We start from the raw sequence: 26,480 nt of genomic DNA, 5'->3' as shown, positions 1-26,480 counted from the left end.
AGATAACATGTCTGAAGAGACCATCGTCAACTGCCCGACCTGCGGCAAAAACGTGGTGTGGGGCGAGCAGAGTCCCTTTCGTCCATTCTGCAGCAAGCGCTGTCAGCTGATCGATCTGGGAGAATGGGCCGCAGAAGAGAAACGCATCCCCAGTGCGGGCGATCTCTCCGACAGCGATGACTGGAGCGAGCAGCAGCCCTGATTTACCGGCACGCTAACCCGATAATTATCGGGTTAGCGTTGTAGCCTGACGCTCAGCCCAGGCCGATAAGTTTGTTGATAACCGGTTCATTCGCCGGGGGGAACGCCTCTGGATCCAGTGTTTGTCCCGCCATCCACCGCCCCGGCTGCCCCTCTTTCCCCCATGGCTCACCTTGCCAACTTTCCACGAGGAAAAACCACAGCGTAATATGGCGGTCGGGGAACTGATATTCCAGCTTATCAAATAGCGTTGCAGACCTTACCGTAATCCCAACCTCTTCCTGCAGCTCGCGAATCAGTGCCTGCTCCGGCGTCTCATCAGATTCAATCTTCCCCCCCGGGAACTCCAGCTTATTCGCCATATGGGCATCGGCGGCGCGCTGGGTAATAAAGATTTCGCCTTGCGGATTGCGAATTATCCCGACGGCGATTTGCAGTTTTTTCATTGAATCAGCTCCATAAAAAAGGCGCAGAACTCTGCGCCTTTGTTTTTTTATCAGACCTTAGCTCAGACGGCCGTGGCACTGTTTGTATTTTTTACCAGAACCGCACGGACAGGGATCGTTACGCCCCACTTTACGCTCGCCGGTTTGTGCCGCCAGATCCTCGGCTGCGGCCTCATCATCGCTCTGATGACTGAGCTGCTGCATCTGCGCCAGGCGCTCGGCCTCTTCACGACGCTGCTGCTCCATCGCTTCAACTTCTTCCGGCATCCGCACCTGAACTTTGCTCAGGGTGCTGATCACTTCATACTTCAGTGACTCCAGCATCGCAGCAAACATAGAGAACGATTCGCGCTTGTACTCCTGCTTCGGATCTTTCTGCGCATAGCCGCGCAGATGGATACCCTGGCGCAGGTAGTCCATCGCCGCCAGATGCTCTTTCCACAGGGAGTCCAGGGTCTGCAGCATCACACCTTTCTCGAAGTGGCGCATCATCTCGGCGCCGACCACTTCTTCTTTACGCTGGTAGGTTTCTACCGCGCTCTGCAGAATACGTTCACGCAGGGTCTCTTCATGCAGCTCCGGCTCTTTATCCAGCCACTCTTTGATCGGCAGATCGAGGTCGAAGTCGTTTTTCAGACGCTCCTGCAGGCCTTCAATATCCCACATCTCTTCCAGTGACTGCGGCGGAATATGCGCATCGATAGTCGCTTTAAAGACATCTTCGCGGATGCTGTTGATGGTTTCGCTGACATCAGACACGTCCAGCAGTTCGTTACGCTGAGTGTAGATCGCGCGGCGCTGGTCGTTGGCCACATCATCATATTCCAGCAACTGCTTACGAATATCAAAGTTACGGCTTTCCACTTTACGCTGGGCGTTGGCGATAGCCTTAGTCACCCATGGGTGCTCGATGGCTTCACCCGGTTTCATCCCCAGTTTGCGCATCATGCCGGACACACGATCGGAGGCGAAGATACGCATCAGGGCATCTTCCATCGACAGGTAGAAGCGGGAAGAACCGGCATCACCCTGACGACCCGCACGGCCACGCAGCTGGTTATCGATACGGCGTGATTCATGGCGCTCGGTACCGATGATGTGCAGACCGCCTGCGGCCAGAACCGCATCATGGCGCACCTGCCAGTCCGCTTTGATTTTTTCAATCTGTTCCGGCGTCGGATTTTCCAGCGCGGCGACTTCCGCCTGCCAGCTACCGCCGAGCATAATATCGGTACCACGACCCGCCATGTTGGTGGCAATGGTCACCGCGGCAGGATAACCCGCCTGGGCGACGATATCCGCTTCGCTGGCGTGGAACTTGGCGTTCAGGACGTTGTGCTTAATGCCGGCTTTGGTCAGCTCGCGCGAAACCACTTCTGATTTTTCGATCGAGATAGTACCGACCAGCACCGGCTGACCGGCAGCGGTACGATCTTTAATATCTTCGATTATCGCCTGAATTTTTTCCGCTTCGGTCATATAGACCAGATCCGCCATGTCCTTACGGATCATCGGACGGTTGGTCGGCACGACAACGGTATCCAGCTTATAGATAGAGCTGAATTCGAAGGCTTCGGTATCCGCTGTACCGGTCATCCCCGCCAGTTTCTCGTACAGGCGGAAGTAGTTCTGGAAGGTGATAGAGGCCAGCGTCTGGTTCTCGTTCTGGATCTCCACGCCTTCTTTGGCTTCAACCGCCTGGTGCAGACCATCGGACCAGCGGCGGCCTTGCATCGTACGGCCAGTGTGCTCATCGACGATGATAACTTCGCCATCTTTAACGATGTAGTCAACGTCGCGGGTGAACAACGCATGGGCACGCAGCGCGGCGGTCACGTGGTGCATCAGCATGATGTTGGTCGGGGAGTACAGCGACTCACCTTCTTCCATAATGCCTTCCTGCACCAGCAGCTCTTCGATCAGTACCAGACCGCGTTCGGTCAGGTTAACCTGGCGGGCTTTCTCATCAACGGAGAAGTGGCCTTCACCGGTGAAGGTATCCGAATCCTCTTTTTCCTGACGGTTCAGGTGCGGGATGATTTTGTTTACCTTGCGGTACATTTCAGAGCTGTCTTCCGCCGGGCCGGAGATGATCAGCGGGGTACGCGCTTCGTCGATCAGGATGGAGTCCACCTCATCCACCAGCGCATAGTGCAGTTTACGTTGAACGCGCTCTTCCGGGCTGAAGGCCATGTTGTCGCGCAGGTAGTCGAAGCCGTATTCGTTGTTGGTGCCGTAGGTAATATCGGCAGCGTAGGCTTCACGCTTCGCCGGCGCTGGCAGACCGGACATATTGATGCCCACGCTCATGCCAAGGAATTCGAACAGCGGACGGTTGTTTTCGGCGTCACGCTGCGCCAGGTAGTCGTTGACGGTGACCACGTGAACGCCTTTACCGGTCAACGCGTTGAGATACGCTGGCAGGGTCGCAGTCAGGGTTTTACCTTCACCGGTACGCATCTCGGCGATACAGCGATCGTTAAGCACCATACCGCCCAGCAGCTGGACGTCGAAGTGGCGCATGCCGAACACGCGCTTACTGGCTTCACGAACGACGGCAAAGGCTTCCGGGATCAGGTTTTCCAGCACTTCGCCTTTTTCCAGGCGCGCGCGGAATTCAGCAGTTTTCGCTTTCAGCTCGTCATCAGAAAGTTTTTCCATCGCCGGTTCCATACCGTTGATGATATTGACAACTTTGCGCATACGACGCAGCGTACGGTCGTTACGGCTGCCGAAAACCTTGGTTAACATTTTAATAAGCATAATAAAATCTCAAACGCCCCGCGGTGCGGAGTCACAAAAAATAGGATGGTCCGTGGTTATTTTCAGCTGAGACGTTGAGGCCCTGCGCGGATCCCCGCCACCTGGCTAATCCAGGCACTCACGCGGAACGCAGAATATGAGGAAGGGATGTAAGCCACCTGGCGGATCACCACCGGCGGCGTACTGTCCTGGGTCAGCAGCGCGCTGAGCGTATCGAGCAGCGCCAGATGCTGGGCCTGCAGCGGGGACGACTCTTCCGCCACCGGCAATGCCTGCGGCGCCATCGCGAAGGAGAGATGACGAATGACGGTGCGAATGGCGTGCTGATGCCAGTAGTCGACGGTAAAGTTTGGCCGACGATTGCTCTCCAGCAGCGCCAGCTGGGAGAAATTGACTTTGCTCGGATTGTGGTTGCTGGCCGTCGCCTTCGCCGGCGTCGCGGTTTCATGGCTGTTGCTAAGCGCGGGCAGGCCAAAGCTGGCCGCGACCATCCCCAACAGGAGATGCGGCCAAAAATACCGTCTGCCAAACTGTCGCCAGCGCGTCAGCAATCCACTCACTTTTATTACCTTTCGTTGGTATACCCGTTATCGTTCAGGCTGCCTCTTAATTAGCGTTTTTTGCAGGACACCCTGACATCCACGGGGTAAAGCAACCCGGAGAAATAGTTTTGCGCTCAAATACTAACATTATTACCGCGCTGAGGCAGCATGAATGAAGGCGATTGCCCGGGGAAAACGCTTAATAAAACAGCGAACGCACGCTAATTATTGCCCGGCAATCACTGCGAAAAATAACTGGAAGGGGTTATAAAAGAAAAACGACTGGTTCCCTGGTCGGAGAGAGTACCAGGTTACCAGTCGAATTTACTGAATGGTCAGGCTTACGCCAGAACCATCGACGGTGCGCGGAACGCCATAGGCAGTTTTGCGTCGTCTTCGAAGGTCACATACTCCCAGGCTTCCTGTTTTGCCAGGACCGCCTGCAGCAGTTTGTTATTCAACGCGTGACCCGATTTGTACGCCGTGAATGCGCCGATAATGTTGTGACCACACATAAACAGGTCACCGATCGCATCCAGCATTTTGTGGCGAACAAATTCGTCTTCAAAGCGCAGACCGTCTTCGTTCAGTACGCGATAATCGTCAACAACGATGGCACAATCGAAGCTGCCGCCCAGGCACAGGCCGCGGGACTGCAGATATTCGATATCGCGCATGAAACCGAAGGTACGCGCACGGCTAATCTGACGCATGAACGCATCGGCCGAGAAGTTCAGCGTATAGCGCTGGGTGCTGGCATCAATCGCCGGATGGTTAAAATCGATGGTGAAATCCAGCGAAAAACCATTGTACGGTTTGAATTCAGCCCATTTGTCGCCATCTTCGACGCGAACAGTCTCTTTGATACGGACAAATTTCTTGGCGCAGTTCAGTTCATCGATGCCGGCGTCCAGCAACAGATAAACGAACGGAGCCGCACTACCGTCCATAATCGGGATTTCCGGTGCATCGACTTCAACAATAATGTTGTCGATACCCAGGCCAGCCAATGCGGCGTTCAGGTGTTCAACCGTAGAAATCCGCACGTCATGCTCATTAACCAGGCAAGTACAGAGCATGGTATCACGCACAGATTTGGCATCAGCCGGAAAATCTACCGGTGGATTCAAGTCGGTGCGACGATAGATGACCCCGGTATTTGCCGGCGCAGGGCGTAACGTCAGTGTGACTTTCTTGCCGGTATGCAAACCGACACCAGTCGCCTGAACGATACGTTTAAGAGTCCTTTGTTTGATCATCGTATAATCTCGCCAATTTACCTATCCAACCGAAGTGTACACCACTATCGGGAGGCCAGTTTAGCACAAAGAGCGCAGATGCCCAACTTCCAGTCGATTCTTAATCGGCTTGCTTACGCAGGAAGGCTGGGATATCCAGATAATCCGGCTCTTTCGCGGTTTGCGGCGTATTGTCGTTCACCACTTTTGCTGCCGGCTTCTGCTCTTGCGTCAGCGGCGACATGCCGTGCTGCTGGTAGCGATCCATCACCGGCTGCTGAACCTGTTTGTTGGTCACCAGGGTAATTTCCGGACGCTTGTCCATGCCGATACCGGTCGCCACCACGGTCACGCGCAGCTCGTCGTTCATATCCGGGTCCAGAGAGGTACCGATAACCACGGTCGCGTTATCCGACGCAAAGGCACGGATGGTGTTACCCACGGTTTCGAACTCATCCAGACGCAGGTCGAAGCCCGCAGTGATGTTAACCAGTACGCCGCGCGCGCCGGACAGGTCGATATCTTCCAGCAGCGGAGAAGAGATAGCCATTTCAGCCGCTTCTTCCGCACGGTCTTCACCACTCGCCACGCCGGAGCCCATCATCGCGTAGCCCATTTCTGACATCACGGTACGGACGTCCGCGAAGTCGACGTTCATCAGGCCCGGACGCGTAATCAGTTCGGCGATACCCTGCACCGCGCCTTTCAGTACATCGTTTGCCGCGCCGAACGCGTCGAGCAGAGAAATACCACGGCCGAGTACTTTCAGCAGCTTGTCGTTCGGGATGGTGATCAGTGAGTCAACGTGCTTGGACAGCTCGGTGATCCCCTGCTCAGCAAACGCCATGCGCTTCTTGCCTTCAAAATTAAACGGCTTCGTGACCACCGCAACGGTGAGGATACCCAGATCCTTCGCCACTTCCGCAACCACTGGCGCCGCACCGGTACCGGTACCGCCGCCCATGCCAGCCGCGATAAACACCATGTCTGCGCCATCAAGGGCCGCACGCAGCGCTTCGCGGTCTTCGTCCGCCGCATTACGGCCGACTTCCGGGTTCGCGCCAGCGCCCAGACCTTTGGTAATACCGCTACCGATCTGGATAGTCTGGCCAACAGCCGTTTTACGCAGCGCCTGCGCATCGGTGTTCACCGCGAAGAATTCAACACCCTCAATGCGCTCGCGCACCATGTGTTCAACGGCGTTACCGCCGCCGCCACCGACGCCGATGACTTTAATCACCGCGTCGTTGGTCAGTTCCATAGGTTCAAACATAGTTTCTCTCCGTCTTGTGCCTGTCGCCTGAGAACGCTAATTGTCTGCGTTCTCTTAAAAAATTAAAACTCTTTTCGCAGCCAGCTGTTGAGTCGTTTAATCCACGAGCCCACTGACGCCGTCACGCGTTTTTCGACTTCCGCTTCACCACTCAAATGTGACTCTTTGCCGTAGTGCAGCAGCCCAACCGCCGTCGAATAATACGGCTCCTGGGCGTAATCCGTTAAACCGGTGATGTTCAGCGGCGCGCCAATACGCACCTGGGTATGGAAAACCCGCTGCGCACAGGCCGCCAGGCCTTCAATTTGCGCCGCGCCGCCGGTTAACACAATCCCTGCCGCCAGATGATGTTTGACACCCTGCTGGCGGAGCTGTTCCTGCAGCTGCAGGATCTCTTCGTTGACCAGATTAAGCAGCTCGGTATAGCGCGGTTCAATCACCTCTGCCAGCGTCTGACGCTGCAGGCTGCGCGGCGGACGTCCGCCTACGCTCGGGACTTCGACGTTTTCGTCTTTACCGACGATGGAACCTAATGCGCAACCGTGACGAACCTTAATTGCTTCGGCATCGCTCGGCGGCGTACCAAAGGCATAGGCGATATCGCTGGTCACCACGTTCCCGGCATACGGGATCACTTTGGTATGACGCAGCGCGCCGCCGGTATAGACGGCGATATCCATTGTACCACCACCGATGTCCACGACGCAGACGCCCAGCTCACGTTCGTCTTCTGTTAATACCGAATAACTGGCCGCTAACCCGGCGAAAATAAGTTGGTCAACTTTCAGACCGCAACGTTCCACCGCTTTAACAATGTTTTTCGCCATATCGTTATGGCAGGTAATCAGATGCACCTTCGCCTGCATACGCACACCAGACAGCCCTACCGGATTTTTAATCCCTTCCTGGTAGTCGATGGCATATTCCTGCGGAATGACGTGCAGGACGCGATGTTCATCGCGGACGCGAACCGACTTCGCGGTGTGGACCACGTTCTCAACGTCATCCAGCGTCACTTCTTCTTCCGAAATCGGTACCATCCCGATTTCATTCTGACAGCTTATATGTTTACCCGAAAGTGCCAAATAAACTGATGAAATCTGGCAATCCGCCATCAGTTCGGCCTGGTCGATGGCGCGCTGTACGCATTTCACCACCGACTCGAGGTCGTTCACACCGCCTTTATCCATACCACGTGATGGGCAACTGCCCACGCCGATGATATTAATCATGCCGTCGGGCAGAACTTCCCCTACTAAAGCGGCCACCTTAGCGGTGCCAATCTCCAGTCCAACTACCAGTTTTCTGTCCGTCGCCTTGATCATTGTTGTTCTGCCTGTGCCTGATTCTGTTGTTGATTAGTTTCCTCTGCGGGAGCAGGTACCCAGCCCACTGCCGCACCCGAGTCATAACGCAAATCAACGTAGCTAATCCGTTTGCCGTCGGTCTGCGCCTGCTGCTGAAGAACCGGGTAGAGTTCCATAAAGCGCTGAAGCCGTTTCATGGTATCGCCACGGCCAAGGTTGAGCTTAATGTCATTATTAAGCGTCAACTGCCAGGAGCGACGGGCGGTCATCGCCGCCACTTTCAACGTGAATTTATCCTTTGCCAGCACCTGCCCCATGTCACGATACCCTTGCAGCACTTCGTTCTCACTGCCTTCCGGGCCGTATAACATCGGTAAATTCTGTTTACTGGTGCGATCCGCCGGTACGCTGAAGGCATTTCCTTCTGCATCCACCATATGTTGATCATTCCAGCGCGCAATCGGCACATATTCAACCAGATGAATCTTCAATTCATCGGGCCACTGCTTACGGACGCTCGCCTGCTTAATCCACGGCAAGCGTTCAATTTGACTCTGAATGATGTTCACATCCTGAGTCATAAAAGTACCTGGTGAACCCAACGCCAGAATCGCCTGGCGGATGTCATCATTGCGCGTATAGTGACGCTCGCCGGTCACCACCATCTTCGACAGCGGCAAGCGCTGCGCATCTTCCATCCAGCCAAGAACCATCCACCCGCTGACCAGCACGGTAAACAGCACCGCCAGCAGGAAAACGATCCCTGCCAGCCGCGTTCCATTACTCCGACGCGAAGAAGAAACGTCCTCTTCATGGTTCCGCGTATTCAGCGCAGCCTGCGACATATCACCCCGCCAGGTCCAGAATTCGTACAACAAGCTGGGAGAAGCTCATTCCTGCCTGACGCGCCGCCATCGGTACAAGGCTATGGCTGGTCATGCCCGGGGAAGTATTTGCTTCCAGCAGATAAAACTGGCCATCGCTGTCCAGCATCACGTCAATACGGCCCCAGCCTTTACACCCCAGAACATTCCAGGCTTTAAGCACCAGGCTCTGGATGTCTGACTCACGCGCGGGATCTTCAAATCCAGGGCAGAAATATTGCGTCTCATCAGACAGATACTTCGCCTCATAATCATAGAAGGTTCCCGCGGCCTGGATACGTATTGACGGTAAAATTTCTTCACCGACGATGGCGACGGTAAATTCCGGCCCACTAAGCCATTTTTCGACCAAAACTTCATCATCATGCTGAAAAGCCAGCGCCAATGCACTCGGTAAATCGCAGCTTTCGCTGACTTTCGACATCCCGACGCTGGAGCCTTCACGGCTCGGCTTGATGATGACCGGCAGGCCCAGCGCCGCAATCTGTTGTTCAACAGCAGCAGAAAGTCCTGCAGTAAACTGTGCGCGGGTCAGCGCGACCCACGGCGCGACCGGTAATCCCGCCCCCTGCCACAGCCATTTGCTGCGCAGTTTATCCATCGACAGCGCGGAGGCCATCACCCCGCTGCCGGTATAAGGCAACTGGATCAGATCCAGCAGCCCCTGCAGCGTGCCATCTTCCCCGCCGCGGCCATGTAGGGCAATAAACGCTTTCTTAAAGCCCAGATTTTTTAACTGGGTAATATCGACGTCGCGCGGGTCGATCGGATGAGCATCCACTCCGCCTTCGCGCAGCCCGGCCAGCACCGCGGCGCCTGAATTCAGCGACACTTCACGTTCAGCGGAGGTTCCACCGAAAAGCACCGCGATTTTATCAGCCATGGCGCTCTTCCTCCGTTTTTTGCGGAGCCAGTTTGATTTCAGCCAGGTGACGGGCAATTTTTCCGATATTGCCCGCGCCCTGCACCAGCACTAAATCGTTACCGGTCAGCACCGACGCCAGCATCTCCGCGGCCTGGGCCGGGTCAGAGACCAGGATCGGGTCAACTTTACCGCGACCGCGAATGGTACGGCACAGTGAGCGGCTATCGGCGCCCGGGATCGGCGCTTCACCCGCCGGATACACATCCAGCATCAGCAGCGCATCGACCTGGGTCAGCACGTTGGCGAAATCGTCATACAGATCGCGGGTACGGGTATAACGGTGCGGCTGGAACAGCATCACCAGATTTTTATCCGGCCAGCCAGCGCGCGCGGCTTTGATGGTGGCGTCCACTTCCGTCGGGTGATGTCCGTAGTCATCAATAAGCATCGCACTGCCCGGCTTGCCGTTGACTTCCGCCAGCGGAAACTCGCCAAGAAAATCAAAGCGGCGTCCGGTTCCCTGGAAACTTTCCAGCGCGCGCAGGATCGCCTGGTCGTCAATCCCCTCTTCCGTCGCTACGGCCACCGCCGCCGCCGCGTTCAATGCGTTATGGCGTCCCGGGGCATTGAGCGTGACCTGCAGGATCTCTTTATCCTGACGCACCAGGCGGAAATGACCTTGCGCCCCAAGCTGACGGTAATCCTCAACGCGAACGTCGGCGTCGTCGCTAAAACCGTAGGTGGTGATCTGCCGGCCGACGCGCGGCAGCAGTTCACGGATCACCGGATCGTCCACGCACATCACCGCGCGTCCGTAGAACGGCAGGTTGTGCAGGAAGTTAATAAAGGTCTGCTTCAAATTCTCGAAGTCGCCATGGTAGGTATCCATATGGTCGGCTTCGATGTTGGTCACAATCGCGACCATCGGCTGCAGATGCAGGAACGACGCATCGCTCTCATCCGCTTCCGCAATCAGATAACGGCTATGGCCGAGACGGGCATGCACGCCCGCCGCTTTCACCAGCCCGCCGTTGACGAAGGTCGGGTCAAGCCCGGCTTCGGCGTAAATACTGGACACCATCGCGGTGGTAGTGGTTTTGCCGTGAGTTCCGGCAATCGCGATCCCGTGGCGGAAGCGCATCAGCTCCGCCAGCATTTCCGCACGGCGGATCACCGGGATGCGCGCTTCGTGCGCGGCAACGATTTCCGGGTTATCCGCAGAAATCGCGCTGGAAACGACCACAACGCTGGCATCACGCACGTTTTCCGGGCGATGGTTGAAATAAATAGTGGCGCCAAGCTGCGACAGCTGTTGGGTTACCGGATTCGGCGCCAGGTCGGAGCCGCTGATCTGGTAACCTTCATTAGCCAACACTTCGGCAATACCGCCCATACCGGCACCGCCGATGCCGACAAAGTGAATGTGCCGGACGCGACGCATCTCGGGCACTATGGAACGCAGTTTTGCCAAATCTTGTGTATTCATTCTTTACGCCATCAACTTCTGTCATTCGGGCGGTGAAAATCACCGCAATTAGCGCGCCAAAGCTACGGCGCTGACCTCTTCTGCTACTCGCTCGGTAGCGTCCGGAATCGAAGCGCCACGCGCTCGTTCCGCCATATCCAACAGCGTTTCCCGATCCCAGCTCGCCAGGGTAGAGGCAACCGCCTCTACCGTGAACTCAGGCTGTTCGAGAATTTTCGCCGCGCCGGCTTTCTCCAGCGGCAGCGCATTCCAGTACTGCTGACGATCTTTGTGCTGGAACGGTACAAACAGCGCCGGTAAACCGGCGGCAGCGATTTCGCTGACCGTCAGCGCGCCGGAACGGCAAACCACGACATCTGCCCAGGCATACGCCGCGGCCATGTCATCAATAAATTCCGTCACTTTATGCTGCGGTTGCCCCGCAGCGGCATAGGCCTGCTGCACGGTTTGCTGGCCGCCTTTACCGCTCTGGTGCCAGATGGTCACCGCATCGCCAAGCTTCGCCGCCACCTGCGGCATGGTCTGGTTCAGGACGCGCGCGCCCTGAGAGCCACCGACCACCAGCACGCGAATCGGTCCATGACGCCCCACCAGACGCTGACCCGGCAGCGGCAGCGCCAGTACGTCGGTGCGCACCGGGTTCCCGACCACGTCCGCATGCGGGAACGCACCGGGAAACGCCTGCATCACTTTCTTCGCAATCTTCGCCAGCCACTTGTTAGTCAGGCCGGCAATACCGTTTTGCTCGTGGAGGACCACCGGGATCCCCAGCGACCACGCCGCCAGACCGCCAGGCCCGGAGACATAGCCGCCCATGCCCAGCACCACATCCGGCTGGAAACGCTTCATGATCGCTCGCGCCTGACGCCAGGCGTTGAAGATACGCACCGGCGCCAACAGTTGCGCTTTTATCCCTTTGCCACGCAGGCCGGAGATACGGATAAAATCAATCTCGATGCCGTTTTTCGGCACTAAATCCGCTTCCATACGATCGGCGGTACCCAGCCAGCGAACCTGCCAGCCCTGGTCCATTAAATGGTGCGCGACCGCCAGCCCCGGGAACACATGCCCACCGGTTCCGCCCGCCATCACCATCAACCGCTTTTCCTGACCGCTCATCGAACACCCCGCGTAAACGCCTGGGCTTTTTCCAGACGCGTTTCATAATCAATTCGCAACAACAACATGATGGCTGTCGACATAATCAGCAGACTGGAACCACCATAACTGATCAGCGGCAGCGTCAGACCTTTGGTCGGCAGCATTCCCGCCGCCGCACCGACGTTAACCAACGCCTGGAAGCTAAACCAGATACCGATGGCACAGGCGAGGAAGCCGGAGAAGCGATGGTCGATCTCCAGCGCTTTACGGCCAATCGACATGGCGCGGAAAGCGACGAAGAATACCATTAAAAGCGCCAGTACCACACCGATATAACCGAGTTCTTCGCCGATAATGGCGAAGATAAAGTCAGTGTGCGCCTCCGGTAAATACTCCAGTTTTTGCACCGAGTTACCGAGGCCCTGCCCCCACATCTCGCCGCGGCCGAAGGCCATCAGCGACTGGGTCAGCTGGTAGCCGCTGCCGAAGGGGTCTTCCCACGGGTTCCAGAAGGAAGTCACGCGGCGAATACGGTACGGTTCGGCGAGGATCAACAGGACCACCGCTGAGATACCCATGCCGATAATGGCGATGAACTGCCACAGCTTCGCGCCGGCGAGGAACAGCATCGCCAGCGTGGTGACGAACAGCACCACCACCGTACCGAGGTCAGGCTGCGCCAGCAGCAAGATCGCCAGCACGAAAATCACGCCCATCGGTTTTAAGAAGCCGCGCAGGTTGTTACGCACTTCGTCGGCTTTACGCACCAGATAGTTGGCGATATAGCAGAACAGCGACAGCTTGGTAAACTCCGCCGGCTGAATACGCAGCGGGCCAAGGGCGATCCAGCGCGATGCCCCGTTTACCGAGCTACCCACCACCAGTACGATCAGCAGCATCACAATTGAGGCAATCAGCATCGCGGTACTGTGGCGTTGCCAGAAGTCCATCGGTAACCGCAGCGTCACCAGCGCAAGGACAAAAGCCAGCACGATGTACAGGCCATCACGCTTGGCAAAAAGGAAAGGATCGCTCGCCAGGCGCTGTCCCACCGGCATTGACGCCGAGGTGACCATGATAAAGCCGATCGCCGCCAGGCCGAAGGTCAGCCACAGCAGCATCCGGTCATACATCACCAGACTGTCGTTATCTTTCGGGCGCGAGCCCATCACCCAGCCTTTCAGCGCGGCGAACAGCCAGGCGAAGATAAACATCCCCGGCAGTCGCGGCAGTCTCAACCGAGGCAAGCTCAGCTGCGGCATTCTCAGGCGTGGGAGAGAGAAACGCATCAACCTAACTCCTTCGCCAGACGGGCAAAAATATCGCCCCGTTGTTCAAAGTTCTTAAACTGATCCAGGCTGGCGCAGGCTGGCGACAGGAGGACCATATCGCCCGCTTTCACCAGGGGAGCAATCTGACGCATCGCCTGTTCCATGGTCTCAGTTTGTACCGCCACGTCCGGACGCAGCTCAGCGAGTTCGGCACCGTCGCGACCAAAGCAGTACAGGCGAATACGATCGCCGCCAAGGTAGCGCTTCAGCGGAGTAAAATCAGCGGACTTGCCGTCGCCGCCCAGCAGCAGATACAGCGTGCCATCCAGCTGCAGGCCGTTCAGCGCCGCCTCGGTGCTGCCGACGTTGGTCGCCTTTGAATCGTTAATCCAGCGGACGCCGTTGTGATCCAGCACCAACTGGAAGCGATGCGCCAGGCCGGTGAAGGTAGTCAATGCCTTCAGGCTGCTGGCCCGAGGCAGGCCTGCGGCATCGGCCAGCGCCAGCGCCGCTAACGCATTGCTGTAGTTATGCTGCCCGGTGATGGACATCTCTTTCACGTTGAGCACTTTCTCACCTTTGACCCGCAGCCAGGTTTCGCCCTGCTGGCGGTTAAGGTGGTAGTCACCGACATCGACACCAAAGCTGATGCAGCGATCGTCCGCGCCGCGTACCGGCATCGTGAGCGCATCGTCCGCGTTCACCACGCAGGTTTTTGCATTCTCGTAAATTCGCAGCTTCGCCGCACGATACTGCTGCAGCCCAAGCGGATAGCGGTCCATATGATCCTCAGTCACGTTGAGGATGGTTGCCGCCACAGCCTGCAGGCTGGAAGTGGTTTCCAGCTGGAAGCTGGAGAGCTCCAGCACATACAGCTCACGATCGGTGTCCAGCAGCATCAGCGCCGGCAGGCCGATATTACCACCCACGCCGACGTTAACCCCGGCCGCTTTCGCCATCTCGCCCACCAGGGTAGTGACGGTGCTTTTACCGTTAGAGCCGGTAATGGCGATAATCGGCGCCTGCGCTTCGCGGCAGAACAGTTCGATATCGCCAACGATTTCTACGCCAGCATCGGCCGCCGCGTTCAGGGAAGGATGGGCCAGCGCGATCCCGGGACTGGCGACAATCAGATCCGCCGCCAGCAGCCAGGTATCATTGAGCCCGCCAATATGGCTCTCGACCGATTCGGGTAGTTTATCCAGCCCCGGAGGCGCGACGCGGGTGTCCATTACACGCGGCGTCACGCCGCGCGCCATGAAAAAGTCCACGCATGACAGGCCGGTCATACCCAGCCCAATAATGACGACTTTTTTACCCTGATAATCTGCCATGATTAACGTACCTTCAGCGTCGCCAGGCCAATCAGCACCAGCATCAGCGAAATAATCCAGAAGCGCACGATAACGCGCGGCTCCGGCCAGCCCTTCAGTTCATAGTGATGGTGAATCGGCGCCATACGGAAGATGCGCTGACCGCGCAGCTTAAAGGAGCCAACCTGCAGGATCACCGACAGAGTCTCCACGACGAAAACGCCGCCCATAATCACCAGCAGGAATTCCTGACGCAGCAGCACGGCGATAATGCCCAGCGCGCCGCCGAGCGCCAGCGAACCGACGTCGCCCATAAAGACCTGCGCCGGATAGGTGTTAAACCACAGAAAGCCCAGACCCGCGCCGACAATCGCCGTACAGACGATCACCAGCTCGCCGGCATGGCGCAGATAGGGAATGTGCAGGTAGTTGGCGAAGTTCATGTTGCCGGTGGCCCATGCCACCAGCGCGAAGCCGGCCGCAACGAAGACGGTCGGCATAATCGCCAGGCCGTCGAGGCCGTCGGTCAGGTTGACGGCGTTGCCGGTACCGACGATAACGAAGTAAGCCAGCAGGATATAGAGCAGGCCCAGCTGCGGCATCACATCTTTAAAGAATGGCACTACCAGCTCGGTCGCCGGGGTGTCTTTCCCCGCCAGATAGAGCGCGAACGCCACGCCCAGCGCAATCACCGACATCCAGAAATATTTCCAGCGGGCGATCAGGCCTTTGGTATCTTTGCGCACGACTTTACGGTAATCATCAACAAAGCCGATGATCCCGTAGCCGATTAATACCGTCAGTACGCACCAGACGTACGGGTTGGAGGGGTAAGCCCACAGCAGAACGGAGACGGTGATCGCAGTGAGGATCATGATCCCCCCCATGGTCGGCGTGCCGCGTTTGCTGAAGTGGGACTCCGGACCGTCGTTACGTACGACCTGGCCGAAGGAGAGTTTTTGCAGACGGGCGATCATGCGCGGGCCCATCCACAATGAGATGAACAGCGCGGTCAGCAGGCTGACAATGGCGCGAAACGTCAGATAAGAAAAGACGTTAAAGCCGGAATAATATTTGACCAAATGTTCGGCCAGCCATACTAACATGTCCCAGTCTCCTGTAATGCGCGTACTACCTCTTCCATGGCGGCACTACGTGAACCCTTCACTAAAATGGTCATTATCTTGTGCTCCGCCAGCAGCTCGCGCAGGCGAGCCACTACTGCGGCTTTATCATTAAAATGTTTGCCCACGCCGCTGGCGCGGCTGATATCCGCGCTCAAGGTGCCGACGCTGAGAACGCAATCCAGCCCTGCCGCTTTCGCTGCCTCGCCGACTTCGCGATGGCAGGCCGCGCTTTCCGCGCCAAGCTCCGCCATATCGCCGACCACCATCGCCCGGAAGCCGGGCATCTCTGACAGTACCTGCACCGCCGCGGTCATCGAACCAACGTTGGCGTTGTAGGAGTCATCCAGCAGCAGCTGGCTCTCCGTCAGCCGGATCGGGAACAGACGCCCCGGAACGGCCTGCAACTGCGCCAGACCGGCTTTTACCGCCGCCAGATCGGCGCCTACCGCCATCGCCAGCGAGGTCGCCGCCAGCGCGTTAGCGATGTTATGGCGTCCCGGCAACGGCAGCAGTACGTCAACGTTGCCGGCTGGGGTCTGCAGCGTAAATTCGGTACCGTGGCTGGTGATCTGCACGTTGGTCGCCGTGAAGTCGCTGTTGGCCGCATTCGGTGAGAAGCGCCACACTTTGCGATCGCCAATCACCGTCTGCCAGTTCAGCCAGTCGTTATTGTCGGCATTGAGAATAGCGATGCCATTTTCCGGCAGACCGGTATAGATTTCGCCCTTCGCCTTCGCCACGCCTGCCAGCGAGCCGAAGCCTTCAAGGTGCGCCGCAGCGAGGTTGTTGACCAGCGCCGCTTCCGGACGCGTCAGGCTGACGGTCCAGGCGATTTCGCCCTGGTGGTTGGCGCCGAGTTCGATCACCGCGTACTGATGCTCTTTGGTCAGACGCAGCAGGGTCATCGGTACGCCGATATCGTTGTTCAGGTTGCCGGCGGTATACAGCGTGTTGCCGCACTGGCTAAGAATCGCCGCGGTCATCTCTTTGACCGAGGTTTTACCTGACGAGCCGGTCAGGGCGACGACCCGGGTCGGTACCTGCTGACGCACCCAAGCGGCTAACTCACCGAAAGCCTGGCGGGTATCTTTCACTATCACCTGCGGGAGATCGCAGGCCAGCGGACGACTCACCAGCAGTGCGCCAGCGCCAGCGGCTTTCGCCTGTTCGGCAAAATCATGAGCGTCGAAACGCTCGCCTTTCAGCGCCACAAACAGGCAGCCCGCCGTCACTTTACGGGTATCGGAGGTCACCTCGTCGATAGCGATGTCGCTACCCTGCCGTTCGCCATGGGTGATCGCGGCGAGCTGGCTTAACGTAAAGCGAATCATGCTACCGCTCCCAGCAGACGCGCGACGGTCACGCGGTCGGAATAATCCAGACGGCGATTGCCGACGATCTGGTAATCTTCATGGCCTTTACCCGCCACCAGCACCACGTCGTTCTCTTTCGCCTGCATCACAGCGTTAGTGACCGCTTCCGCGCGGCCTTCCATCACCTTCGCATGACCCGCATCGAGCATCCCGGCCAGAATATCGTTGATAATCGCCCGCGGCTCTTCAGTACGCGGGTTGTCATCAGTGACCACCACGATGTCGGCAAATTCTTCAGCGATAGCGCCCATCAGCGGACGCTTGCCTTTATCACGGTCGCCGCCACAGCCGAAAACGCACCACAGCTTGCCGCTGCAGTGCAGGCGCGCGGCCTGCAGCGCTTTTTCCAGCGCGTCAGGGGTATGGGCATAATCCACCACCACGGCCGGTTTACCCGGCGCGCTGAACACTTCCATACGGCCACATACTGGCTGTAAACGCGCTGCGGTTTTCAGCAAATCGGCCAGCGGATAGCCCAGCGCCAGCAGCGTGGCCAGCGCCAGCAGCAGGTTGCTGACGTTAAAGGCGCCCATCAGGCGGCTTTCGATTTCACCCTTACCCCAGCTGGAGTCAAACTGGATGGTCGCGCCGCTGTCGTGATAGTTAACCCCGGTGGCCTTCAGCCAGCGGCCGTGGCAGTTCGGATTGATATGATCTTCCATCGACACCGCCACCGCATCCGGCAGTTTCGCCAGCCAGCGACGCCCGACTTCATCGTCAGCATTGACGATGGCCTGACCGCAATGATGGGTCGAGTACAGCAGCCATTTCGCCGCTTCGTAGTGCTCCATGTCGCCATGGTAGTCGAGGTGGTCGCGGCTCAGATTGGTAAACACCGAGGCGGCAAACTGCAGCGCCGCCACGCGGTGTTGCACCAGACCGTGGGAAGAGACTTCCATCGCGCCGAAGGTTGCCCCCTGCTCGACCAGACTGGAGAGCACATGCTGAACGTCTACCGCAGAACCGGTGGTATTTTCGGTCGGCACGACTTTATCCAGCAGGCCGTTGCCAACGGTACCCATCACTGCGCTGGTTTCGCCGAGCAGTTTCGCCCACTGCGCCAGCAGTTGGGTGGTGGTCGTTTTACCGTTAGTACCGGTGACGCCCACCAGACGCAGCTGTTGCGATGGCTGGTGATAAAAACGCCCGGCCAGCGCCGATAGACGTTCGTTAAGCTGGCTCAGGTAGATAACCGGCACGCCGTGCATTTCACGGATCTCACCGTCTTCAGCCTCGCCCTGCGCTTCAGCAATAATGGCAGCCACACCTTGCGCTATCGCCTGCGGGATATAACGACGCCCGTCCGCCTGATGACCCTGTACCGCGATAAAGAGATCGCCGGAAGCAGCCACCCGGCTGTCCAGCGTCATCTCTCGCAGAATGCGCTCCGGTGCGTTTGGCACCCACGGAGCGAGTAGGTCGCGCAAATTACGATCTGCCACCTGTTCCCTCGCCTTGATTAATTACAAATTCACTTTTTTCGCCCGTTGCCAGCGCATCCGGCTCGATGTTCATGGTGCGCAATACGCCGCCCATGATGGCACCGAACACCGGCGCGGAAACGGCGCCACCGTAGTATTTACCTGCCTGCGGGTCGTTGATCACCACCACCAGCGCGAAGCGCGGATGGCTGGCGGGCGCAACGCCTGCGGTGTAAGCAATATATTTGTTGATATAGCGGCCATCCGGCCCCACTTTTTTCGCCGTACCGGTTTTAATCGCGATGCGATAGCCTTTGATCGCCGCTTTCACGCCGCCGCCGCCGGGCAGCGCCACGCTTTCCATCATATGAACGACGGTACGAACGAGTGAATCCGGGAAGACGCGCTCGCCCGGAACCGGTGGATCAACCTTGGTAATCGACAGCGGGCGATAGATGCCATAGCTGCCAATCGTTGCGTAGACTCGCGCTAACTGTAACGGGGTTACCATTAGCCCATAGCCGAAAGAAAAGGTGGCCCTCTCTATGTCAGACCACCGTTGTTTTTGAGGATATAAGCCACTGCGTTCTCCGACCAACCCCAAATTGGTCGCCTTTCCAAGCCCAAAACGTGAGTAAGTATCTACTAACGCTGAGGACGGCATCGCTAACGCCAGCTTAGAAACACCGACGTTACTCGACTTCTGTAGCACCCCGGTCAGGGTCAATTCGCTGTAGCGCGCCACGTCTTTGATTTCGTGGCCGTTAATTCGATAGGGAATGGTATTCAGCACCGTATTTTCGTTAACGATGCCGCGCTGAAGCGCTGTCATCACCACCATCGGTTTCACCGTTGAACCCGGTTCGAACACGTCGGTAATGGCGCGGTTACGCATGGTATCTTTGGAGGTGCCCGCGAAATTATTCGGGTTGTACGATGGGCTGTTGGCCATCGCCAACACTTCGCCGGTGTTAACGTCGACCAGAACGGCAGTACCTGACTCCGCTTTGTTAAAGGCCACGGCGTTGTTCAGCTCGCGATAAACCAGCGCCTGCAGGCGTTCGTCGATACTCAGCGCCAGGTTGTGTGCCGCCTGGCTGTCGGTAGAAGAGATGTCTTCAATCACACGGCCATAGCGGTCTTTACGCACGATACGTTCGCCCGGCTGACCAGTGAGCCATTTATCAAAGCTTTTTTCGACCCCTTCAATCCCCTGGCTGTCGACGTTAGTGAAGCCAATGAGGTGAGCGGTTACTTCTCCGGAAGGATAGTAACGACGGGACTCTTCGCGCAGATGAATGCCTGGCAGCTTCAGCTTTTTGATGTAGTCGGCCATGTCAGGGTTAACCTGACGCGCCAGATAGATAAAACGCATCCGCGGATTGGTGTTGATGCGCGTTGCCAGCTGATCCAGCGGCATATTGAGGGCATCCGCCAGCGCCTTCCAGCGCGTATCCAGGGTGACCCCGCCGGCATCATGGAGTTCCTTCGGATCGGCCCAGATAGCCTTCACCGGCACGCTGACCGCCAGCGGCCGCCCGGAGCGGTCGGTAATCATCCCGCGCGCGGTAGACACTTCCTGTACGCGCAACGAGCGCATATCGCCCTGACGCACCAGCATATCGGGGCTGACCACCTGTAGCCAGGCGACACGCCCCAGCAGGAAAGTCAACGCCAGCAGAATACAGCCGCACAGCAACGCAAAACGCCAACTGATAAAGTTGGCCTGTTCTTCCTGACGCTTTGCTTTTGGCGTTTTTGGCGCTGCTTTCATCCGTCGCAATAATCCTTATTTCTGTACAACGATATTTTCTTGTGATGGATCGACGTGCTGCATCTGCAACTTCTCGGTCGCGATCCGCTCAACCCGACTGTGATCGCCGAGTGCGTTCTCTTCGAGGATCAGGTTGCGCCACTCAATATCCAGGGCGTCGCGTTCCAGAACCAGTTGTTCACGCTGCGCGGTCAACAGGCGCGTATGGTGCGCGGTGGTGACCACGGTAATCGCCGTAATAATGATGCAAATGAACAGGCAGAGTGGCAGTTTCCCAAACCGCAGAAGGTCGTCCCCGATCACGCCAGGCAAAGCATGGCGCTCGTTGCTTCCAATCGACCCTTTAACCTTGCTTAAGGCCTCTGTCACTCTGCCGATCATGCGTTCGTCCTCTCTGCGATACGCAGCACTGAACTACGGGCACGTGGATTCTCTGCCACCTCTTCTTCGCCCGGCATCAACTTGCCTAGTGCTCGTAACTCACGGCCGCCCAGTTTTTTGAGCTGCGCTTCGGTCATCGGTATTCCCGCCGGAACCTGCGGACCGCGGCTTTGTTCACGCATAAAGCGTTTCACAATGCGATCTTCCAGCGAATGAAAACTAATGATCGACAGCCGTCCACCCGGGGCCAGCACGCTGAGCGAGCTTTTTAGCGCCTGCTCTATCTCCTCCAGTTCACTGTTTACCCAAATGCGCACCGCCTGGAAGGTACGGGTCGCGGGATGTTTGTGCTTATCTTTTACCGGCATCGCGGCGGCGATGACCTCCGCCAGCTCTTTGGTGCGGGTCATCGGTTCAATACGATTACGCTCCACGATCGCGCGGGCGATACGTTTGCCAAACCGCTCTTCGCCAAAGGTTTTAATCACCCAGGCAATATCCGCCTCCTCGGCGGTTTGTAGCCATTCGGCCGCAGACTGACCGCGCGTCGGATCCATGCGCATGTCCAGCGGACCGTCGCGCATAAAAGAAAAGCCGCGTTCCGCATCATCCAACTGCGGAGAGGAAACGCCAAGATCGAGCAGAATGCCGTCGATCTTACCGGTAAGATTGCGCTCGTCGACGTAGTCAGCGAGCTGTGAAAAAGGACCATGTACGATGGAAAAGCGGGGATCATCGATGGTTTTTGCGACGGCAATCGCCTGTGGATCGCGATCGATTGCCAGCAAACGTCCTTCCGCTCCCAGCTGGGAGAGGATCAGGCGCGAGTGACCGCCGCGGCCAAAGGTACCATCAATATAGATACCGTCTGGACGAATATTGAGGCCATTGACGGCTTCATCCAGAAGTACCGTAGTGTGTTTAAAATTTTCCATCATTTTTATAAGGACAAATCCTGCAGGCGCTCCGACAGTTCACCGGTCGCGGACTGCTCAGCGTCGATATCTTCCTTGACCCGTTGATACCAGGTCGTTTCATCCCACAGTTCAAACTTATTAAACTGCCCGACCAGCATCACTTCTTTTGTCAGCCCGGCATGCTGCCGTAACACCGGCGCGATGAGCAATCGTCCGGCATTATCCATCTGACATTCGCTGGCATGACCCAGAAGCAGACGCTGCACGCGCCGCTCAACGGGATTCATGCTCGATAAACGCGACAATTTCTGCTCGATGATTTCCCATTCAGGCAATGGATAAAGCAGCAGGCACGGGTGATGAATGTCAATGGTGCACACCAATTGACCGGCAGCGTCCTCGATCAGCCCATCGCGATAACGCGTTGGCACGGCCAGGCGGCCTTTGCTGTCGAGATTGACCAACGTTGCTCCACGGAACATGCCAGCCTCACCCCTTTTCGCCACTTTATCCCACAAATTCCCACCAGAAGGAGTTTACGGAGCGGAGGAAAAGCTTGTCAAGCCAGCACGGATGCCAACAGAGCTCAAAAACCCATTATTTACAGCCGACATTAGCCCTGATGAAAAATTCATCAACAGGCGAGGCAAATTAACGTTATGAATACGTGTAAGAAAATAACCAACAAACTCGTAACAGTTATAAACAACAAAATATCTTCGGCGGGAAAATATAAAGTGTCAGTTTGCGACGCGAGCGGCATTTTAGGCCATTATGCCGGCCGTTAACAGTACCTGTTGCTGTCTGAAGGGCGGACCAGGCGCGGGATAAGGCAGGAGAGAAAGGTCGGGGCGAACAAAATGGGTGTTAATTCAGCAATTAACCCGGTGAATGTAACAAAATAATACAATTAAAGCCCGCTTAATCATTTTTTGTGTCCCGTTTTGAGTAACAAAAATGACTGCCAGCGAATAAAACAAAATAACGCGTAAAGAAGTTTAGGGATTTGTCTGAAATATATTCAGTTTTGCATTTTTAACGTCAGTTGCCTGATTAATCGCCAAAGGCCTGCTTTCCGGCAGGCCCGCCAGGAATAATCCTGGACGCTGGCGATGTAGCGCCCTTAACGGCGATTCAGGCTACCGCGACGGTAAAGATTACGGCGAATACGGCTCAGGCCCGGCTTTGGCTTGCGCGGTTCATCGAGGCTGGCAAGGACGATCTCCAGCACCCGCTCAGCGACATCGCGATGGCGCTGAGCCACCGCCAGCACCGGGCACTGCAGAAAATCGAGCAGCTCATTATCGCCGAAGGTGGCGATCGCCAGCTCAGAGGGCAGTTTGCCCTCGCGGCGCAGCGTCACATCCATCACTCCCTGCAGCAACGGGAAAGAGGTGGTAAACAGCGCCTGGGGCATCGGATGGGTTTCAAGCCATTTCTCAAATAGCTGAGCCGCCGCTTCGCGCTCATAGCTGTTGGCATAGAGATAATGCACCTCACGCGGATCGTCCTGCCAGGCTTTGCGGAAGCCCTGCTCGCGCAGGAAGCTCACCGACAGTTCCGGCAGCGCGCCGAGATAAAGTACCGTTTCGCCAGGGAAGGTCCGCAGCTCGGCAGCGAGCATTTCAGCGTCATCCTGATCAGCGCCGACCACACTGGTGAAATGCTCGCGGTCAAGGGCGCGGTCAAGCGCGACAATAGGAAAAGGATCGTTAGCCCAGCGTTGATAGAAAGGGTGCTCTGGTGGCAGCGAGGTGGAGACGATAATAGCGTCAACCTGGCGCTGCAGCAGATGCTCAATGCAGCGCATCTCGTTATCGGGTTGATCCTCAGAGCAGGCAATCAGCAGCTGATAGCCGCGCTGACGCGCCTGACGTTCCAGATAATTTGCAATGCGGGTATAGCTGGTATTTTCCAGATCCGGGATCACCAGACCGATAGATCGTGTGCGTCCTGCACGCAGGCCAGCAGCGACCGCATTCGGATGATAGTTGTGCTCTCGCACCACAGCCATCACTTTCTCGACCGTTTTGTCACTTACGCGGTACTGCTTCGCTTTGCCATTAATCACATAGCTCGCGGTGGTTCTTGAAACACCGGCCAGCCGGGCGATTTCATCCAGTTTCACAATTGCCCCTTGGGTAAGAAGTGCCAAACATAACCATTATTCAGGTATGGAACCCTTTTTATAACATCTAAGCGCAGAATAGTTAGCGCAGCAACCGCTTTCGCTTACAGTTCCTACTGATTTCGCAAAAAAAAAGCCCGACAGTCGCTGCCGGGCTATTTTTGCATCAGTTCCCGATCCTCAGCGCATGATTTTATCACCGCGAGACAGGCCGACCACACCGGAGCGAGCGACTTCCACGATCCGAGCGACATCACGCAGCGAGGCCAGGAAAGCATCAAGCTTATCGCTGGTCCCGGCGAGCTGAACGGTATAGATAGAAGGCGTCACATCGATAATCTGCCCACGAAAGATTTCGGTGTTGCGCTTCACTTCTTCACGGCCATAACCGCTGGCCTGTACCTTCACCAGCATGATTTCGCGTTCGACATGGGCCCCCTGCCCCAGCTCGCTGACCCGCAGCACATCCACCAGCTTGTGCAGCTGCTTTTCAATCTGCTCGATCGCTTTTTCATCGCCCACGGTCTGGATGGTCATTCTGGAGAGCGTAGGGTCGTCCGTCGGCGCCACAGTCAGGCTTTCTATATTATAGCCGCGCTGGGAAAAGAGGCCGATAACGCGGGACAATGCGCCCGATTCGTTTTCCAGTAATACCGATAATATCCGGCGCATAATCAGGTCCTCTCCGTTTTGCTCAACCACATCTCATCCATGCCGCCGCCGCGGATCTGCATGGGGTACACATGCTCACTGCCGTCGACGGTGACATCGACAAACACCAGCCGGCGCTGGCGCACCTGCTCCAGCGCTTCAGCAAGCTTTGACTCCAGCTCCTGCGGCTCGCTAATGCGGATCCCGACGTGACCATAGGCTTCCGCCAGACGCACAAAGTCCGGCAGCGACTCCATATAGGACTGCGAATGGCGTCCGGAATAGAGCATATCCTGCCACTGCTTCACCATCCCGAGATAGCGGTTGTTAAGGTTGAGCACCAGTACCGGCAACTCATACTGCAGCGCAGTAGAGAGTTCCTGAATGTTCATCTGGATACTGCCGTCACCGGTCACGCAGACCACCATTTCGTCCGGCAGAGCCATTTTGACCCCCAGCGCAGCCGGTAAGCCAAAGCCCATGGTGCCGAGGCCACCGGAGTTAATCCAGCGCCGCGGCTTGTCGAAGGGGTAATAAAGGGCGGCGAACATCTGGTGCTGGCCCACATCGGAAGTGACGTAGGCATCGCCCTGGGTCAGCCGCCAGATAGTTTCAATCACCGCCTGCGGTTTGATTTTATCGCTCTGGTCGTCGTAGCGCAGACAATGGCGGGCACGCCACTGCTCGATCTGTTGCCACCAGTCGCGAATGTCGTCCAGCGGCTGCTGCGTCTCTTCCTGGTCCAGTAGCTCCAGCATCTGCTCCAGTACCAGCCGGGCATCACCGACGATCGGCACATCTGCCGGCACGGTTTTCGAGATCGAGGTCGGATCGATATCAATATGCAGCACTGTCGCGTTCGGACAGTACTTGGCCAGATTGTTGGTGGTCCGATCGTCAAAGCGGACGCCGACGGCGAAAATGACGTCCGAATGGTGCATGGTCATGTTGGCTTCATAGGTGCCGTGCATACCCAGCATCCCCAGCGCCTGCGAGTGCGTCGCCGGGAAAGCGCCAAGCCCCATCAGGGAGGAAGCAACCGGCAGCTTCAGCTTTTCCACCAGCTCACGCAGCTGGGGTTCGCAATGCGCATTGATCGCCCCGCCGCCGACGTAAACAACCGGCTTACTCGCCGCCGCCAGGGTCTGCAAGGCGCGTTTAATCTGTCCCTTATGGCCGCTGGTAGTCGGGTTATACGAACGCATACTCACCGCGTCCGGCCAGGCGTACGGCAGCTTTTTCGCCGGATTGAGAATATCTTTCGGCAGATCGACCACCACCGGTCCGGGGCGACCGCTGGCCGCCAGCCAGAAGGCTTTCTTCAGGACACCGGGAATATCTTCCGTCTGCTTCACCAGGAAACTGTGCTTCACCACCGGACGGGAAATTCCCACCATGTCGCACTCCTGGAAGGCATCGTAACCGATAAGCGATGTTGCCACCTGCCCGGAGAGGATCACCAGCGGAATGGAATCCATATAGGCCGTCGCGATGCCGGTGATGGCGTTCGTGGCCCCTGGTCCTGAGGTGACCAGCACGACGCCAACCTCGCCGGTCGCCCGCGCCAGACCATCCGCCATATGCACTGCCGCCTGCTCGTGGCGAACCAGCACATGATCGATACCGCCAAGGGTATGTAACGCATCGTAGATATCGAGGACTGCGCCTCCGGGATAGCCGAATACTTGCTTGACGCCCTGATCGACAAGCGATTGGACGACCATCTCGGCTCCTGACAACATCTCCATGGTTTGCCTCCAGGCTTATTGTTTTACGACAGCGGAACTCAATTTCCGCGCGCTCGCACGATGCGGAGGAGAGACCCTCCGCACTGAGGTGAATGGACTGCATGCCACTACCATAACTGCTCGCCAGCAGGCAGGCAATTCGCCGCAGGGGATGTGTTCCCCCCGTAATAAGAAGAAAAGAAAGCGGAGAGGTGAAAATATGGTGGATTGCTTCAGAGATAAGAAAAGGGAATGGTAAATACTCGGAGAAAAGGCGTGATAGCAGGAATT

At 57.1% G+C, this 26,480-nt stretch carries 23 protein-coding genes; 1 reads left to right on the top strand and 22 read right to left on the bottom strand.

Annotated features, from left to right (window positions below; translation table 11 throughout):
• Window positions 1-7: 7 nt before the first annotated feature.
• Window positions 8-202, top strand: a complete 195-nt coding sequence (yacG, locus tag CWM53_RS17680) for a DNA gyrase inhibitor YacG (protein WP_008807425.1) — start codon at window positions 8-10, stop codon at window positions 200-202.
• A gap of 52 nt (window positions 203-254) precedes the next feature.
• Here yacG and mutT read toward each other — a convergent pair whose 3' ends face one another.
• From mutT to ilvI, 22 genes are all read right to left on the bottom strand, one after another.
• Window positions 255-647, bottom strand: coding sequence for an 8-oxo-dGTP diphosphatase MutT (gene mutT, locus CWM53_RS17675; RefSeq protein ID WP_012968936.1), 393 nt, complete (start codon window positions 645-647; stop codon window positions 255-257).
• A 57-nt stretch (window positions 648-704) separates the two neighbouring features.
• Window positions 705-3,410, bottom strand: a complete 2,706-nt coding sequence (gene secA, locus CWM53_RS17670; protein ID WP_074386864.1) for a preprotein translocase subunit SecA — start codon at window positions 3,408-3,410, stop codon at window positions 705-707.
• Window positions 3,411-3,472: 62 nt separating this feature from the next.
• Entirely contained in the window at window positions 3,473-3,970 is a 498-nt protein-coding gene (gene secM / locus CWM53_RS17665) for a secA translation cis-regulator SecM (RefSeq protein WP_061155761.1), read from the bottom strand.
• Window positions 3,971-4,293: 323 nt separating this feature from the next.
• Window positions 4,294-5,211 (bottom strand): UDP-3-O-acyl-N-acetylglucosamine deacetylase, encoded by a 918-nt coding sequence (lpxC, locus tag CWM53_RS17660; RefSeq protein ID WP_002888632.1) that lies wholly within the window; start codon window positions 5,209-5,211, stop codon window positions 4,294-4,296.
• 100 nt (window positions 5,212-5,311) lie between these two features.
• A complete protein-coding gene (gene ftsZ / locus CWM53_RS17655) occupies window positions 5,312-6,463 on the bottom strand; it encodes a cell division protein FtsZ (RefSeq protein ID WP_002888628.1) in 1,152 nt (383 codons plus the stop codon).
• A gap of 62 nt (window positions 6,464-6,525) precedes the next feature.
• Window positions 6,526-7,788, bottom strand: coding sequence for a cell division protein FtsA (ftsA, locus tag CWM53_RS17650; RefSeq protein ID WP_004204343.1), 1,263 nt, complete (start codon window positions 7,786-7,788; stop codon window positions 6,526-6,528).
• Window positions 7,785-8,615, bottom strand: a complete 831-nt coding sequence (gene ftsQ, locus CWM53_RS17645; RefSeq protein WP_004204342.1) for a cell division protein FtsQ — start codon at window positions 8,613-8,615, stop codon at window positions 7,785-7,787. The genes ftsA and ftsQ overlap by 4 nt, the downstream gene beginning before the upstream one ends.
• Window position 8,616: 1 nt before the next feature.
• Entirely contained in the window at window positions 8,617-9,537 is a 921-nt protein-coding gene (locus CWM53_RS17640) for a D-alanine--D-alanine ligase (protein WP_100676342.1), read from the bottom strand.
• A complete protein-coding gene (gene murC / locus CWM53_RS17635; RefSeq protein WP_008807431.1) occupies window positions 9,530-11,005 on the bottom strand; it encodes a UDP-N-acetylmuramate--L-alanine ligase in 1,476 nt (491 codons plus the stop codon). Before murC ends, CWM53_RS17640 begins: the two co-directional genes overlap by 8 nt.
• 48 nt (window positions 11,006-11,053) lie before the next feature.
• Window positions 11,054-12,124 carry an undecaprenyldiphospho-muramoylpentapeptide beta-N-acetylglucosaminyltransferase gene (murG, locus tag CWM53_RS17630; protein WP_008807432.1) on the bottom strand — a complete coding sequence of 357 codons (1,071 nt, stop codon included), beginning with the start codon at window positions 12,122-12,124 and terminating at the stop codon, window positions 11,054-11,056.
• Complete coding sequence (gene ftsW, locus CWM53_RS17625; RefSeq protein WP_061155763.1) at window positions 12,121-13,395, bottom strand: cell division protein FtsW; 1,275 nt, start codon at window positions 13,393-13,395, stop codon at window positions 12,121-12,123. Before ftsW ends, murG begins: the two co-directional genes overlap by 4 nt.
• Entirely contained in the window at window positions 13,395-14,711 is a 1,317-nt protein-coding gene (murD, locus tag CWM53_RS17620; RefSeq protein ID WP_061155764.1) for a UDP-N-acetylmuramoyl-L-alanine--D-glutamate ligase, read from the bottom strand. Before murD ends, ftsW begins: the two co-directional genes overlap by 1 nt.
• 2 nt (window positions 14,712-14,713) lie before the next feature.
• On the bottom strand, window positions 14,714-15,796 hold the full coding sequence (gene mraY / locus CWM53_RS17615) for a phospho-N-acetylmuramoyl-pentapeptide-transferase (RefSeq protein ID WP_008807434.1): 1,083 nt from the start codon (window positions 15,794-15,796) through the stop codon (window positions 14,714-14,716).
• Window positions 15,790-17,148: a UDP-N-acetylmuramoyl-tripeptide--D-alanyl-D-alanine ligase gene (murF, locus tag CWM53_RS17610; RefSeq protein WP_100676343.1), complete on the bottom strand. Its 1,359-nt coding sequence runs from the start codon at window positions 17,146-17,148 to the stop codon at window positions 15,790-15,792. Before murF ends, mraY begins: the two co-directional genes overlap by 7 nt.
• Window positions 17,145-18,632, bottom strand: a complete 1,488-nt coding sequence (murE, locus tag CWM53_RS17605; RefSeq protein ID WP_074386867.1) for a UDP-N-acetylmuramoyl-L-alanyl-D-glutamate--2,6-diaminopimelate ligase — start codon at window positions 18,630-18,632, stop codon at window positions 17,145-17,147. The genes murF and murE overlap by 4 nt, the downstream gene beginning before the upstream one ends.
• Window positions 18,619-20,385, bottom strand: coding sequence for a peptidoglycan glycosyltransferase FtsI (locus CWM53_RS17600; RefSeq protein WP_061155767.1), 1,767 nt, complete (start codon window positions 20,383-20,385; stop codon window positions 18,619-18,621). The genes murE and CWM53_RS17600 overlap by 14 nt, the downstream gene beginning before the upstream one ends.
• Window positions 20,386-20,400: 15 nt before the next feature.
• Window positions 20,401-20,766: a cell division protein FtsL gene (ftsL, locus tag CWM53_RS17595; protein ID WP_002888550.1), complete on the bottom strand. Its 366-nt coding sequence runs from the start codon at window positions 20,764-20,766 to the stop codon at window positions 20,401-20,403.
• Window positions 20,763-21,704, bottom strand: coding sequence for a 16S rRNA (cytosine(1402)-N(4))-methyltransferase RsmH (gene rsmH / locus CWM53_RS17590; RefSeq protein WP_061155768.1), 942 nt, complete (start codon window positions 21,702-21,704; stop codon window positions 20,763-20,765). The genes ftsL and rsmH overlap by 4 nt, the downstream gene beginning before the upstream one ends.
• A 2-nt stretch (window positions 21,705-21,706) precedes the next feature.
• Window positions 21,707-22,165 carry a division/cell wall cluster transcriptional repressor MraZ gene (mraZ, locus tag CWM53_RS17585; RefSeq protein ID WP_012542858.1) on the bottom strand — a complete coding sequence of 153 codons (459 nt, stop codon included), beginning with the start codon at window positions 22,163-22,165 and terminating at the stop codon, window positions 21,707-21,709.
• A 641-nt stretch (window positions 22,166-22,806) separates the two neighbouring features.
• Window positions 22,807-23,811: a catabolite repressor/activator gene (gene cra / locus CWM53_RS17575; protein WP_004145952.1), complete on the bottom strand. Its 1,005-nt coding sequence runs from the start codon at window positions 23,809-23,811 to the stop codon at window positions 22,807-22,809.
• 180 nt (window positions 23,812-23,991) lie between these two features.
• On the bottom strand, window positions 23,992-24,483 hold the full coding sequence (gene ilvN, locus CWM53_RS17570) for an acetolactate synthase small subunit (protein ID WP_002888536.1): 492 nt from the start codon (window positions 24,481-24,483) through the stop codon (window positions 23,992-23,994).
• A gap of 2 nt (window positions 24,484-24,485) precedes the next feature.
• Complete coding sequence (gene ilvI, locus CWM53_RS17565) at window positions 24,486-26,210, bottom strand: acetolactate synthase 3 large subunit (RefSeq protein ID WP_061155769.1); 1,725 nt, start codon at window positions 26,208-26,210, stop codon at window positions 24,486-24,488.
• Window positions 26,211-26,480: the final 270 nt, after the last annotated feature.

This window comes from Klebsiella sp. A-Nf5 (genome assembly GCF_002810545.1).
Taxonomy (GTDB): Bacteria; Pseudomonadota; Gammaproteobacteria; order Enterobacterales; family Enterobacteriaceae; genus Klebsiella; species Klebsiella variicola.
The sequence above is the reverse complement of the archived record's forward strand: the minus strand, read 5'-3'. Positions and strand labels throughout refer to the sequence as shown.

What these genes read in the sequence shown, in the direction of transcription:
- yacG (WP_008807425.1), top strand. Translation starts at nt 8, where the DNA reads ATGTCTGAAGAGACCATCGTCAACTGCCCGACCTGCGGCAAAAACGTG.
- mutT (WP_012968936.1), bottom strand. Translation starts at nt 647, where the DNA reads ATGAAAAAACTGCAAATCGCCGTCGGGATAATTCGCAATCCGCAAGGC.
- secA (WP_074386864.1), bottom strand. Translation starts at nt 3,410, where the DNA reads ATGCTTATTAAAATGTTAACCAAGGTTTTCGGCAGCCGTAACGACCGT.
- lpxC (WP_002888632.1), bottom strand. Translation starts at nt 5,211, where the DNA reads ATGATCAAACAAAGGACTCTTAAACGTATCGTTCAGGCGACTGGTGTC.
- ftsZ (WP_002888628.1), bottom strand. Translation starts at nt 6,463, where the DNA reads ATGTTTGAACCTATGGAACTGACCAACGACGCGGTGATTAAAGTCATC.
- ftsA (WP_004204343.1), bottom strand. Translation starts at nt 7,788, where the DNA reads ATGATCAAGGCGACGGACAGAAAACTGGTAGTTGGACTGGAGATTGGC.
- ftsQ (WP_004204342.1), bottom strand. Translation starts at nt 8,615, where the DNA reads ATGTCGCAGGCTGCGCTGAATACGCGGAACCATGAAGAGGACGTTTCT.
- CWM53_RS17640 (WP_100676342.1), bottom strand. Translation starts at nt 9,537, where the DNA reads ATGGCTGATAAAATCGCGGTGCTTTTCGGTGGAACCTCCGCTGAACGT.
- murC (WP_008807431.1), bottom strand. Translation starts at nt 11,005, where the DNA reads ATGAATACACAAGATTTGGCAAAACTGCGTTCCATAGTGCCCGAGATG.
- murG (WP_008807432.1), bottom strand. Translation starts at nt 12,124, where the DNA reads ATGAGCGGTCAGGAAAAGCGGTTGATGGTGATGGCGGGCGGAACCGGT.
- ftsW (WP_061155763.1), bottom strand. Translation starts at nt 13,395, where the DNA reads ATGCGTTTCTCTCTCCCACGCCTGAGAATGCCGCAGCTGAGCTTGCCT.
- murD (WP_061155764.1), bottom strand. Translation starts at nt 14,711, where the DNA reads ATGGCAGATTATCAGGGTAAAAAAGTCGTCATTATTGGGCTGGGTATG.
- mraY (WP_008807434.1), bottom strand. Translation starts at nt 15,796, where the DNA reads ATGTTAGTATGGCTGGCCGAACATTTGGTCAAATATTATTCCGGCTTT.
- murF (WP_100676343.1), bottom strand. Translation starts at nt 17,148, where the DNA reads ATGATTCGCTTTACGTTAAGCCAGCTCGCCGCGATCACCCATGGCGAA.
- CWM53_RS17600 (WP_061155767.1), bottom strand. Translation starts at nt 20,385, where the DNA reads ATGAAAGCAGCGCCAAAAACGCCAAAAGCAAAGCGTCAGGAAGAACAG.
- ftsL (WP_002888550.1), bottom strand. Translation starts at nt 20,766, where the DNA reads ATGATCGGCAGAGTGACAGAGGCCTTAAGCAAGGTTAAAGGGTCGATT.
- rsmH (WP_061155768.1), bottom strand. Translation starts at nt 21,704, where the DNA reads ATGATGGAAAATTTTAAACACACTACGGTACTTCTGGATGAAGCCGTC.
- mraZ (WP_012542858.1), bottom strand. Translation starts at nt 22,165, where the DNA reads ATGTTCCGTGGAGCAACGTTGGTCAATCTCGACAGCAAAGGCCGCCTG.
- ilvN (WP_002888536.1), bottom strand. Translation starts at nt 24,483, where the DNA reads ATGCGCCGGATATTATCGGTATTACTGGAAAACGAATCGGGCGCATTG.
- ilvI (WP_061155769.1), bottom strand. Translation starts at nt 26,210, where the DNA reads ATGGAGATGTTGTCAGGAGCCGAGATGGTCGTCCAATCGCTTGTCGAT.